General features: G+C 58.6%; 8 protein-coding genes and 3 tRNA genes. 3 read left to right on the top strand and 8 right to left on the bottom strand.

Annotated elements, in window-relative coordinates:
- Positions 1 to 4 precede the first annotated feature (4 nt).
- From ACR0DO_RS00610 to ACR0DO_RS00600, 3 genes are all read right to left on the bottom strand, one after another.
- Positions 5 to 1591: an APC family permease gene (locus ACR0DO_RS00610; RefSeq protein WP_480556154.1), complete on the bottom strand. Its 1587-nt coding sequence runs from the start codon at positions 1589 to 1591 to the stop codon at positions 5 to 7.
- A gap of 128 nt (positions 1592 to 1719) precedes the next feature.
- Positions 1720 to 1794: transfer RNA gene (locus ACR0DO_RS00605), tRNA-Val, on the bottom strand.
- A 123-nt stretch (positions 1795 to 1917) separates the two neighbouring features.
- The gene (locus ACR0DO_RS00600; protein WP_480556153.1) at positions 1918 to 3798 is read right to left on the bottom strand and encodes a M10 family metallopeptidase; all 1881 of its coding nucleotides are present in this window, start codon (positions 3796 to 3798) and stop codon (positions 1918 to 1920) included.
- Positions 3799 to 4355: 557 nt separating this feature from the next.
- Here ACR0DO_RS00600 and ACR0DO_RS00595 point away from each other — a divergent pair.
- The 3 genes from ACR0DO_RS00595 (at position 4356) to uvrA (ending at position 7588) form a co-directional block, all read left to right on the top strand.
- Positions 4356 to 4432: transfer RNA gene (locus ACR0DO_RS00595), tRNA-Asp, on the top strand.
- Positions 4433 to 4476: 44 nt separating this feature from the next.
- Positions 4477 to 4553, top strand: a tRNA-Asp gene (locus ACR0DO_RS00590).
- A gap of 176 nt (positions 4554 to 4729) precedes the next feature.
- A complete protein-coding gene (gene uvrA, locus ACR0DO_RS00585; protein WP_480556152.1) occupies positions 4730 to 7588 on the top strand; it encodes an excinuclease ABC subunit UvrA in 2859 nt (952 codons plus the stop codon).
- Between the two features lie 12 nt (positions 7589 to 7600).
- On the opposite strand, the gene ACR0DO_RS00580 is transcribed toward uvrA, so the two are convergent.
- The 5 genes from ACR0DO_RS00580 to ACR0DO_RS00560 all read right to left on the bottom strand — a co-directional run bounded on the left by ACR0DO_RS00580 (position 7601) and on the right by ACR0DO_RS00560 (position 12306).
- The gene (locus tag ACR0DO_RS00580) at positions 7601 to 7930 is read right to left on the bottom strand and encodes a hypothetical protein (RefSeq protein ID WP_480556151.1); all 330 of its coding nucleotides are present in this window, start codon (positions 7928 to 7930) and stop codon (positions 7601 to 7603) included.
- 99 nt (positions 7931 to 8029) lie between these two features.
- Positions 8030 to 8902: a 3-hydroxyisobutyrate dehydrogenase gene (mmsB, locus tag ACR0DO_RS00575; protein WP_480556150.1), complete on the bottom strand. Its 873-nt coding sequence runs from the start codon at positions 8900 to 8902 to the stop codon at positions 8030 to 8032.
- Between the two features lie 3 nt (positions 8903 to 8905).
- Positions 8906 to 9946 carry an enoyl-CoA hydratase/isomerase family protein gene (locus tag ACR0DO_RS00570; protein ID WP_480556149.1) on the bottom strand — a complete coding sequence of 347 codons (1041 nt, stop codon included), beginning with the start codon at positions 9944 to 9946 and terminating at the stop codon, positions 8906 to 8908.
- 7 nt (positions 9947 to 9953) lie between these two features.
- A complete protein-coding gene (locus tag ACR0DO_RS00565) occupies positions 9954 to 11096 on the bottom strand; it encodes an acyl-CoA dehydrogenase family protein (protein ID WP_480556148.1) in 1143 nt (380 codons plus the stop codon).
- 94 nt (positions 11097 to 11190) lie between these two features.
- Entirely contained in the window at positions 11191 to 12306 is a 1116-nt protein-coding gene (locus ACR0DO_RS00560) for a carboxylate-amine ligase (RefSeq protein ID WP_170442497.1), read from the bottom strand.
- Positions 12307 to 12384: the final 78 nt, after the last annotated feature.

Raw genomic sequence — 12384 nt, 5'->3', positions numbered from 1 at the left:
TTTTTTACAACCCGACAATGGGTTTTTTTGGGTCCAGAATCTCTTCCTCGGCGATGTATTCCCGAAACTTTTCTGCGGGCAGAGCCGAGCGTACCGCGAGCCCAAAGATCACAGCGGAAAACAGCACGCAAAGCGCGATGTCCCACCCAAACGGGATTTGCTTCAGCGCGCCGTCCCCGAACTGACCGAGATAGGAAATTAAGCCGATCCCGATCAGGTACGGCAACAGCCACAGGGCTTCGGTCACGTCCATCTCATCCAGCCGATTACGGAACCGCGCCAGCAGCAGGATCATTCCGATAATCAGCGCGATGCCAAGACGCCAGACCGTGTCCCAGCCGCTCCAGTAGACGACCAGCGTTGCGATGGCGAAGGCCGACACCGCGACAAGTTTTACGGCGGGGATGCGGATGGATCGTGGGTGGTCCGGCATCAGATGGCGCAGGCACACGACGGCAATCGGGCCAACCGCGAACGACAACACAATTGCGGCACCGTTGAGCGCGATGACAGTGGTGAACGGAACCGTCAGCAGAAACAGCACTCCGATCAGAAAGTTCAGTGCCAGCGCCCACAAAGGCACACCGAATGAAGAAAGCGTCATCAATCGTTCCGGCAGAAATCCGTTTTTCGACAAAGCCATTGCGATCCGGGCGTTTGATCCCGTTGCAACCAGCCCGTTGCCAAACGGCCCGATCACCGACCCGATGTTCAAAACGCTCAAAAACCAGACAAACCCGACCGAGATGATAACCCCGTCCAGCGGACCTTGGCCGCCGAAACTAAGGCTGGCCCAGCCGTTTTTCAGCATGTCGGCATCCAGTGCCCCGACAAAAGCGATTTGCAGGCCCAGATAAATGGCCGCGCACAGCACTATGGACAGGACCAGCGCAGCGGGGATGGCGAATTTCGGATTTCGGACCTCACCAGCCATGTCGACTATGTGGCGAAATCCGATAAAGGAAAAGATAACCCCTCCGGTCGAAACGGCGGCCATGATGCCCTGCAACCCGTAGGGCGCGAAGCCGTCTGGCTGGGTGAAGTTCTGCGCGTCGAAACGATTGACGATCAGCAAGGTAGTCAAAACGACCGGGATCGCGATTTTGGCCCAAGTCAGCGCCGCGTTTACCTGAGTGAAAAACTTGACGCCCAACGCGTTGACCGCGACGAAGAGCAACATGAAGAACAGGGCGACGGTGATGCCCGCTCCGGTCAGGTCTCCGGTTTCGGCCGTGTGCAGCCACGGAGCATAGGGGGCGAGGTATTTCAGCATGGCCTCAACCTCGATCGGAGCGGTGGTGTTATAGCCGATCCAGGCCGTCCACCCCATCGCCATCGAGACGATATTGCCATGCGAGAACTGCGGCACCCGCGCAATGCCGCCGGGAATCGGCAGCATGGCCGAGATCTCGGCAAAGGTGATCGCCAGCACGAACATGGCCACGGCACCGATGATCCACGAGATCACGGCAGCCGGACCTGCGTGCTGAACGGCGAGAAGAGGGCCAAACAACCACCCGGACCCGATGATGCCGCCGACCGAAATGAAGGTCAGGCCGAGCAGGCCGATATCCCGTTTCAATCTGGCCACGACCGTACCCCATCCATCATCGCCGCATGGTGATGCGGCCGTTCAGGGCAGGATACGCAGTTGCGACAATTTCTGGCAAGCGCCTGTCAGGACAGGGCAAAACCAGCGCAGCCGTACAAGTAGGGGAATGGTGGGTGATAAGAGATTTGAACTCCTGACATCTTCGATGTGAACGAAGCGCTCTACCACTGAGCTAATCACCCGTGAGGACGCGTAATACAGAGAGTTCTACAGGCTTGCAAGAGCACCAAACGCGCAATTCTTGAAATTGCGGACACAAAAAACAGGCAGCAGAAGCCTGCTGCCTGTTACCTTTCGGCAGGTCTTTACAGGATGAAATCGTCTGCAGTCAGGTCGTGCAGTCCGACGAGTTTGATCATCATCTCAGGTTCTTCGTCGCCATCAGTATCCACATAGACGAAAGTCCTGTCATACAGGGTGCCTTCGAGGTCACTGTGTACGAAATAAATCTCGCCCTGATCAGAGTTCGTCGCCGGGGTTTCTCCGTTGAAGACAAAGGCGTCGTTGCCGACCAGTACCGTGCTGGCATCAATGGCGCTCAGGTCGATCTTGTCCTCACCACGGGTGAAGTCACGGATCAGATCGGCGGTCTGACGGATGGCAGACCCCTCGTCGATCGAGTTGAAGACGAAGGTGTCGCTATCGGCGCCACCGGTCATGTCGTCCCGCCCGACGCCACCGACCAGGATGTCATCACCTTTGCCGCCGTATAGAGTATCCCAGCCTCGGCCGCCAAGCACGGCATCGTTGCCGGCACCACCTCTCAGGACGTCATTTTTAATGCCGCCGTCCAGAAAGTCGTTGCCGGCATTGCCCACCAAATAATTGGTCAGCTCGTCGCCGGTGATGCTGTCGTTCTGCGCGGAACCGATCACGTGCCCGATGTTTTGGATGGTGTCGATGCCATAGCCGGTGTTCTGAGCGCCATCGTTCGACAGGTCCACGGTGGCCCCGTTAGAGCCTGTATACTGCAACCAGTCCAAACCCTGACCGCCGTCGATCGTGTCGTTGCCGTCGCCGTCTTTGTTTACAAACCAGTCGTTGCCATTGTCACCCGACAAGGTGTCATCGCCAATGCCGCCGGTAATTGTGTCATTGCCTGCGCCGCCGAAAATCCAGTCGTTGCCGCCCGCCCCGGCAAGGGTGTCGTTGCCAACGCCGCCGCCCAGGTAGTTGTTGACTTCGTTACCGACCAACCAGTCATTTCCGTACCCGCCGAACGCGTTTTCGATGACTACGGTGTTGGCGATGGTGAACCCGCCAGCAACGCCAGCCGCAGATGAAATCTGCCCGCCTGCGTCGCTGCCTTCAAGATCGGCATCGTTGAGGTTGATGTAGACATCGCCCCATACGCCAATCGCAGAAATCGAGTCATTTCCACCGGTGTCCCAAATGGCCTTCCAGAACGTTCCCGCGCCATTCGTACCCTTGATTTGGTAGACGTCGTTGCCTGTGGCATGCGCGACCGTACCGTAAATGGCCTGCAAAGCGGCGATATCCAGGGCCATCGGTCCCGCTGCCTGACCATAGGTGTAGTCCGTGACCGGAACATTCGATGCATAGCCCGAATTATAGGACATGATCGTGTAGACACCCTGGTTTTGGCCATCGGTGCCATAATCGCCGAAGGGCTCCGTCACGCCGTCGAAAATGGTCGAGCTTCCGCCTTCGTCATGCGGGTGGGCCAGGCCGAGGCCGTGCAGGATTTCGTGCACGATGGTTGCGAACCCTTCACCGCCCATGGCCAGCGCTTCCTGGCTGAACAGGGGGGTGTTATAGGAGAACATCCCGAACAATGTCGGAATGTTGAAGTCTGGTTCAAAGATGCCCTCGTCGCCAGGAACCTGGTGAAAGCCCAGGCCTCCGCCAAGGATGTCTGAGTGCACAAGACCCCACGAAATATTCTCGTAATAAGGTGTGCCCTGAGGCGCGAGGAACCCAACTTCGACAAATTTAATCGGGATGAAGGTTTCGATAATGGCCAGGGCTTGGCGGAAGGCCTGCTTTTCGTATTCGTGCATATTCGCGAAACCCTGTATGGAACTGTCCGCAAAGGAATACGTGATTGTACCGGGGGGGCCTCCGGCCGAAGTGCCCAAGTTCCAAGACGTCCCCCAAATCAATCCGTCGACATATTCATGACCGGTTAGGCTGGCGCCGGGGTAAAACTCATTTACAGCTGACATTTCCTACTTCCATTTTACACAACACAACCAGAGGGCAGCTACAATGCACTGTCTTGGATTGTGTTAACCTTCCATTTCACCCCGGAAAATCGGGGCCTGCTTTTTTCCTCGGATACTTTCACTTCGAAACTTGCCGGTGCAAGCCGATAGTCCGAGATTTTTTTGTTTTGATACACTGTGTCGTCTCATGCACACGCAATGTGGCCGAAAAATGACGACAGAAAAGAGAGTGCAGGATGACGTCGCGAACAGGAGTGGTTCTATTGATCCTTATGCTCGGATTAATGCAAAGATGCACATCTTATGCGTGTTTGATGTGGTGCCGTGCAGGGTCGAATTCATGGGATTTCGGCAGGTGTTTGGGGTAAATGATTCCAGCCCTTAGCTGTGGCATATCCCAATGCACGATGAATGCGTGAATGGCGCGGTTGGCAGGGGATATGCGCCGGCGGCGGGGAACAAATTTTGCGATCTGGAAAAAAACTTCAAAACGCCGCTTGACGCTGCCCGACCGTAGCCATAATACACCCCAACGTTCAGCAACGAACGGGCAGCGGGCGGTTGTAGCTCAGTTGGTTAGAGTACCGGCCTGTCACGCCGGGGGTCGCGGGTTCGAGCCCCGTCAACCGCGCCATCGCTGCCATCCTTGGTCCAGGTCAAAGGCCACGAAATAGATGCGCGGTTGTAGCTCAGTTGGTTAGAGTACCGGCCTGTCACGCCGGGGGTCGCGGGTTCGAGCCCCGTCAACCGCGCCATTTCCCTTACATGCCAATGAAATTCGAACCCCTTTCAAAGGGCATACACTGGTTCAGGGTTTTGATGTCAGGAGATGTCGGCAATATTCCGGTAGTTCACACTTTGTTCTAATTTTTCTGTTGGAGACTCGGTGTGGCTCGCCTATTTCTAGGACACTTGTGTGTTGGGGGCCAAAATGGCTGAGCTGAAGAATATCGAGGTGCGCGGCGCGCGCGAGCATAACCTCAAAGGCATCGACGTCGATATCCCGCGGGATCAGCTGGTGGTGATCACCGGGCTGTCTGGCTCGGGCAAGTCTTCGTTGGCGTTCGATACGATCTATGCCGAAGGCCAGCGCCGCTATGTCGAAAGCCTGTCGGCCTATGCGCGCCAGTTCCTTGATATGATGGAAAAGCCTGATGTGGATCACATCAGTGGCCTGTCCCCGGCAATTTCGATCGAACAGAAAACCACGTCGAAGAACCCGCGCTCGACCGTTGGCACGGTCACCGAGATTTACGACTATTTGCGCCTTCTGTTTGCCCGCGCAGGCACGCCCTACAGCCCCGCGACGGGTCAACCGATTGAGGCGCAGCAGGTTCAGGACATGGTCGACCGCATCATGACGATGGAGGAGGGCACGCGTGGCTATCTTCTGGCGCCCATCGTGCGGGACCGGAAGGGCGAGTACAAAAAGGAATTCCTCGAGCTGCGTAAGCAGGGTTTTCAGCGCGTGAAGGTGGATGGCGAGTTCTACGAGCTTGATGAGCCTCCCACGCTGGACAAGAAGTTCCGGCACGATATCGATGTCGTGGTCGACCGTCTTGTCGTGCGCGACGGGATGGAGACGCGACTAGCCGACAGTTTGCGTACTGCGCTGGATCTGGCGGACGGTATTGCGGTTCTGGAAACCGCGCCGCGCGGAGGTGACCCGGAACGCATTACATTCAGTGAGAATTTTGCCTGTCCGGTCAGCGGCTTCACCATCCCCGAGATCGAACCCCGCTTGTTTTCGTTCAACGCACCTTTCGGGGCCTGCCCGGATTGCGATGGTTTGGGGGTCGAGCTGTTCTTTGACGAACGGCTGGTGGTGCCGGACCAGACGCTGAAGCTCTATGACGGTGCCTTGGCCCCGTGGCGCAAAGGCAAATCGCCGTATTTCTTGCAAACCATCGAGGCCATCGCGCGCCACTACGAGTTTGACAAGAACACGCCGTGGAAGGATCTGCCTGCCAAGGTGCAACAGGTGTTTCTGCGCGGGTCTGGCGATGAGGAAATCCAGTTCCGCTACGACGAAGGCGGGCGGGTCTATCAGGTCACCCGCAGCTTTGAGGGTGTGATTCCCAATATGGAGCGGCGCTATCGCGAAACTGATAGCGCCTGGATTCGGGAAGAGTTTGAACGCTACCAGAACAACCGCCCGTGTGGCTCCTGCGAAGGGTATCGCCTGCGCCCCGAGGCTCTGGCGGTCAAGATCGCTGGCCTGCATGTGGGGCAGGTGGTGCAGATGTCGATCAAAGAGGCGTTGGCTTGGGTCGAGGATGCTCCGAACCATCTGAGCGTTCAGAAGAACGAGATTGCACGGGCGATTCTGAAGGAAATTCGTGAACGGTTGGGTTTTCTGAATAACGTGGGTTTGGAATACCTTACGCTGTCCCGCTCAAGTGGCACATTGTCTGGCGGTGAAAGTCAGCGGATTCGCCTGGCCAGCCAGATCGGCTCGGGCCTGACCGGGGTTCTGTATGTGTTGGACGAGCCTTCGATAGGTTTGCATCAACGCGACAACGATCGGCTACTGGGTACGCTCAAGAACCTGCGCGATCAGGGGAATACCGTGATTGTCGTCGAACATGACGAGGAAGCCATCCGTGAGGCGGACTACGTCTTCGATATCGGTCCCGGCGCCGGTGTGCATGGCGGGCAGGTGGTCAGCGAGGGCACGCCGGATCAGATCGCATCCGATGCGGCCTCGATGACCGGACAATATCTGGCCGGTACGCGCGAGATTCCGGTTCCGTCGAAACGGCGCAAGGGGAACAAGAAAAAGGTCTCGGTGGTCAAGGCGACCGGGAACAACCTTAAGAAAGTCACCGCTGACTTCCCGTTGGGTAAGTTCGTCTGCGTGACCGGTGTGTCCGGCGGCGGCAAGTCGACGCTGACCATCGAGACGCTGTTCAAGACCGCCTCGATGCGTCTGAATGGTGCGCGCCAGACGCCAGCGCCTTGTGAAACGATCAAAGGGTTGGAACTTCTGGACAAGGTCATCGATATTGACCAGCGCCCGATTGGGCGGACTCCGCGTTCGAATCCAGCGACTTACACCGGGGCCTTCACCCCGATCCGAGACTGGTTCGCCGGTCTGCCCGAGGCAAAGGCGCGCGGTTACAAACCCGGTCGCTTCAGCTTTAACGTCAAGGGCGGCCGGTGTGAGGCCTGTCAGGGTGACGGTGTCATCAAGATCGAAATGCACTTTCTGCCCGACGTTTATGTGACCTGCGAAACCTGCAAGGGCGCGCGCTATAACCGCGAGACTTTGGAGATCAAGTTCAAGGGCAAGTCCATCGCCGATGTCCTTGATATGACAGTGGAAGACGCGCAGGAGTTCTTTAAGGCCGTGCCGTCGATCCGTGACAAGATGGATGCTCTGGCGCGGGTTGGGCTGGGCTATATCAAGGTTGGCCAGCAGGCGACCACCCTGTCTGGTGGTGAGGCGCAGCGGGTGAAGCTGTCCAAGGAATTGTCCAAACGCTCAACCGGGCGGACGCTGTATATCCTGGACGAACCGACCACCGGTCTGCATTTCGAAGATGTGCGTAAGCTTTTGGAAGTGCTGCACGAATTGGTGGATCAGGGAAACACGGTCGTTGTGATCGAACACAATCTGGACGTCGTGAAAACCGCCGACCATATCATCGACATTGGCCCCGAGGGCGGCGATGGCGGGGGAGAGATCGTGGCAACCGGAACGCCCGAGGGCGTGGCCGCAGTCGAGCGCAGCCATACCGGTCGGTATCTGAAGCAGATGTTGGATGGCGCGCGGGTCGCGGCGGAGTAAAGGGGCTGATCCTCAGTTGAGGATATCAACCACCGCACCGATCAGGTTCAGCACCTTTCGTGTGTCGGGGTCGACACGATAGACATAGTCACCGGCGCGGATGTAGCTGCCGCGATTCAGCCCGTAGCTGTACGGATCATTGATCCAGCGATAATCGCTGTTGATATAGTCACCCGTGCGATACAGGTTTTTGACCTGTCCCGGCGGCACGCAAGGCACGGCTTTCTTCGCCAGACCCGGCGGGCAGTATCCGGCCTTACCTTTTCCGTTTCCAGCCAAGGCCATGCCCGAGCTAAACGCAAGCGCGAGAATTGTCGTCGAGATGGTCAAAACGCGCGACATCTTACTTCCTTTCGCGTGAACACTGGGGCTAAGAATAGATGGCCGTGGCTGGTCCAAGGGTCAACCCCATGGGCAGGAAGCCGCCCACGGGGACAGCTCTTAGCTGCGCCCGCGTTTTTCGAACCGTGGCAGCATGGCCGAGAAGTCCATTCCCAGACCGCCCTCAGCCTCGACAAACTGCTCATAAAGTGCGGTTGCGGCCTGACCCATCGGCGTGTCGGCATCCGCGCTTTCCGCAGCCTGTTGGCTGAGCCGCAGGTCCTTCAGCATCAGTTCGGCGGCAAAGCCGGCCTGGTACTGGTTATCCGCCGGGCTGGTCGGGCCGACGCCGGGGGCAGGGCAATAGGCGTTCATCGTCCAGCTATAGCCCGAAGAGGTGCTGACCACGTCGAACATCTTTTGCCGGTCCAGCCCAAGTTTGTCGGCCAGCGCAAAGGCTTCGCAGGTGGCGATCATGGTGACGCCCAGGATCATGTTATTGCAGATTTTCGCGGCCTGACCGGCGCCGGATTCTCCGCAATGCACGGCCTTTTGGCCCATGATTTCGAAAAGGGGTTCGGCCTTGGCAAAAGCGTCGTCGCTGCCGCCGGCCATGAAGGTAAGCGTGCCAGCCGCCGCGCCACCGATCCCGCCTGACACCGGAGCATCAACCGCGAGGATACCGGACTCTTTCGCCTGATTCGCGACGGCGCGGGCGCTGTCGACATCGACGGTCGAGCAGTCAATCCACACAGACCCCGACTGCATCACGGGGATGATCTCATTCGCGACCGCGCGCAGAATCTGACCGTTCGGGAGCATTGTGATAACGATTTCGGCACCGGCGGCGGCATCGACGCCCGATCCGGCCAGGGTGACGCCGGCAACCTCGACATCGGCCATGTCAAAGCCCGTCACCTCATGTCCGGCCTTTGCCAGATTGGCGGCCATTGGATTGCCCATGTTGCCCAAGCCGATAAACCCGATTTTCATCTCTTATGTCTCCTCAAAAGTCAGCATGTCTGCGCCCAGCGGCTGCAACATCTTGGACACCGCGACCGCAGGCACGGCCTGATCGGCAAACTGCCAGTGCGGCGTGCGGTCCTTGTCGATGATCTGGGCGCGAATGCCTTCCAGAAAATCCCCGTGCTCCATCGCGCGGAAGGTATAGCGGTACTCCAGCTCCAGCGCTTTGCGCTGTGTCAGGCTGGGAGTGCGCAACCGGTGCAGCATCTCGACCGTGCAGGCCATGGAAAGCGGCGAGTTGCGGTCCATGAGTTTGCGCGCCTCATTAGCCACCTCGTGTTGTGAATGAGCCAGGGTATTCAGGATGTCCCCGAGGCTTTCACCGTCAAAACAGGTATCAATTTCAGGCTGCTGACGTTCCAGTTCGCTGGCGGGTGCCGCCGCCGCGTGTTTTTGCAGCATTTCGGTGTCACCCGACGCCTCGAGCATCTCGATCAGATCGGTCCACTCGGCGAGGGGGATGTAGTGGTCGGCAAAACCGGCAAAGATCGCATCACTTGGTCCCATGCGGTGGCCGGTGGTGCCCAGATACTCGCCCAACCGACCGGGGGCCAGTGCCAGCATCAAGGTACTGCCGACATCCGGCACCAGTCCAATGGAACACTCAGGCAGAGCAATTTTCGAGCTTTCACCAACAATGCGGTGGCTACCGTGGCAACCGATGCCAACGCCGCCGCCCATGGTGAAGCCCTGAAGGAAGCTGACAACCGGTTTGGGGTATTCGAAGATCAGCGCGTTCAGCCGGTATTCGTCTTGCCAAAAGGTGCGGCCGTAATCGTAGTCACTCTTGATACCGGTTGCGTAGAGGTCGGCAATGTCTCCGCCTGCGCAAAAGGCCTTGTCGCCCTCGGCATCCAGAATGACCAGATCCACGGCGTCATCTTCGCGCCAGTTCCGCAGCGCGGTGTCGATCGCCATACACATGTCATAGGTCAGTGCGTTCAGTGCTTTGGGGCGGGTCAGCGTGATACGCCCGGCGCGGCCAGTGATGCGGATGTCGATGTCAGGCATGGGCCCCTCAGCGTTCGGCAAGCATTTGTCGGGCGACAATGACCCGCATGATTTCATTCGTGCCTTCCAGAATCTGATGCACGCGGAGATCGCGGACCAGTTTCTCGATTCCATAATCCGCCAGATACCCGTAGCCACCATGCAGTTGCAGGCATTGGTCCACAACCTTGGACCCGGTCTCGGTCACGAATTTCTTGGCCATGGCGCAGAACTTGGTGGCATCGGGTGCGCCCTGATCCAGCTTCCATGCGGCTTGCCGCAGAAAGGTGCGGGCGGCCTGCAGTTCGATCTCCATGTCGGCCAGCCGGAATTGCAGCGCCTGAAACTGGTCGATGGATTGGCCAAAGGCCTTGCGTTCCGACATGTATTGCAGCGTCATGTCCAACCCGGCCTGCGCGGCCCCCAACGAGCAGGAGGCGATGTTCAACCGCCCGCCATCCAGGCCCATCATCGCGTATTTGAAACCGTCACCTTCGGTGCCCACGAGGTTGCCTGCCGGGATTTTGCAATCGTCGAACTGCACCTGCGCCGTTGGCTGGCTTTTCCAGCCCATCTTCTGTTCCAGTGCTCCAAAGCTGAGGCCGGGCGCGCCGTCCTCGACATAGACCGTCGAGATCCCCTTGGGGCCATCCTGCCCGGTGCGCACCATGCAGACATAGGCGTCGGAATAGCCGCCGCCCGAGATAAACGCCTTGGTGCCGTTCAGCGTATAGCCTTCATTGGTGCGTTCGGCGCGGGTTTTCAGCGCAGCGGCGTCTGAGCCCGATCCGGGTTCGGTCAGGCAATAGCTAAGCACGGTGTTCAGGCTCAGCACATCGGGCATGATGCGGGATTTCAGGTCGTCGCTGGCGAAATTGTCCAGCATCTTGGCGCACATGTTGTGGATCGACAGGAACGCCGCGACTGATGGGCATGCCATCGAAAGCGCCTCGAACACCAGCGTCGCGTCCAGACGTGTCAGGCCAGACCCGCCGCTGTCTTCGGAAACATAAAGCCCACCAAACCCCAGCTCTCCGATCTGCGGCCAGAGATCCTTGGGGATGGTTCCATCAGCCTCCCATTGGCAGGCGTTGGGTGCGATGTTGTCCTGCCCGAAACCATAGGCCATATCGAAGATCGCGGTTTGCTCTTCCGTCAGTGCAAAATCCAAGGCTTGCCTCCCACGCTGCCAAACGAATTGAACGACTGTTTATTTCTGAATTCTTACAGAAGTTTTGCAGGGCCAGCAATCACGTGCGGATTTGTCAAAGGTCCAGGTGATACTCTTCGATCAGATGCCGAACCACCGCCTTGCCGGGATCATCGCCCATTGCCTCGGCCTCGGCATGGATGCGGCGCTGTCGGGTGGCCGAGGTGCCGGTCTGCGCGATCTGCTGCAGGCGGGCCAGTTCCGTCATGGTGCCCAGCGCCTCGGCATCTTCGGCCAGCAGGCCCATCAGTTCGCCCATCAGCTCGGGCATGGGTTTGATCGAGCGATCTCCGAAATCGATCAACCCTTCGCCGACGCCGTACCGCTGCGCGCGCCAGCGGTTTTCGCTGATCAAAAACTGGTCGTAATGCCGCCAGCGCAAGTTCCGGTCCTTCAAACGGCACAGCATGCGGGTCAGGGCCTGCACCAGAGCGGCCAGCGAAAGCGTATGTTCCAGCCTTGGCTGCACATCCATGATCCGGGTTTCCAGCGTCGGGAACCGATGAGACGGGCGCAGGTCCCACCAGATTTTCGTCGTATCTTCGATCACGCCGAGTTCGACCAGAATGCCAGTGGTGCGTTCGTAATCCGACCAACTGGCCAGAACCGGCGGCAGCCCTGTGCGCGGCAGGTTGTCGAACACGGTCAGGCGATAGGACGACAGCCCCGTATCCTCTCCGTTCCAATAGGGCGAGGAGGTCGAGAGCGCCAGCAGATGTGGCAGGAAATACGAAAGCTGCGGCATCAGGTCGGCACGCAGGGCCGAGTCCTCGACCCCGACATGAACGTGCATCCCGCAGATCAGCATCCTCCGCGCGACGCCGCCCAGCGCGTGCTGTAGCGCGTCGTAGCGATCCTTGCGGGTGTGGTGCTGTTTCTTCCAGTCGGCAAACGGGTGGCAGGATACCGCAATCGGAGCGAGGTTGTATTCGGCGGCCCGTTCGGCCACGCACGAGCGCAGGCGTTTCAAATCCTCGCGGGCCGACTTGACCGTCGTGTGGGGCCGGGTGCCGACCTCAATCTGACATTGCAGAAATTCGGGGCTGACCTGCCCTTCGAAATCCGCCTGGCAGGCCTCCATCAATGCGGCGGGGGCTTCGGCAAGTTCAAGGCTGTCGCGGTCGACCAGCAGATACTCTTCTTCGATGCCCAGCGTGTATTCTTGCTGCATGGCGGCCCTCGTATAACTATTCCAACCAGTGAATACGGAAATTCCTGTTTTGCCAAGCGTTTGACGCAGCCCGTCTTG

It is taken from the genome of Ruegeria sp. AM9 (assembly GCF_056540565.1).
This window is presented reverse-complemented; position numbering and strand designations above follow the sequence as displayed.

Bases quoted from the DNA above. Each gene is read 5' to 3' on its own strand.
- uvrA (WP_480556152.1), top strand. From the start codon at position 4,730: ATGGCTGAGCTGAAGAATATCGAGGTGCGCGGCGCGCGCGAGCATAAC.
- mmsB (WP_480556150.1), bottom strand. From the start codon at position 8,902: ATGAAAATCGGGTTTATCGGCTTGGGCAACATGGGCAATCCAATGGCC.
- ACR0DO_RS00600 (WP_480556153.1), bottom strand. From the start codon at position 3,798: ATGTCAGCTGTAAATGAGTTTTACCCCGGCGCCAGCCTAACCGGTCAT.
- ACR0DO_RS00570 (WP_480556149.1), bottom strand. From the start codon at position 9,946: ATGCCTGACATCGACATCCGCATCACTGGCCGCGCCGGGCGTATCACG.
- ACR0DO_RS00560 (WP_170442497.1), bottom strand. From the start codon at position 12,306: ATGCAGCAAGAATACACGCTGGGCATCGAAGAAGAGTATCTGCTGGTC.
- ACR0DO_RS00580 (WP_480556151.1), bottom strand. From the start codon at position 7,930: ATGTCGCGCGTTTTGACCATCTCGACGACAATTCTCGCGCTTGCGTTT.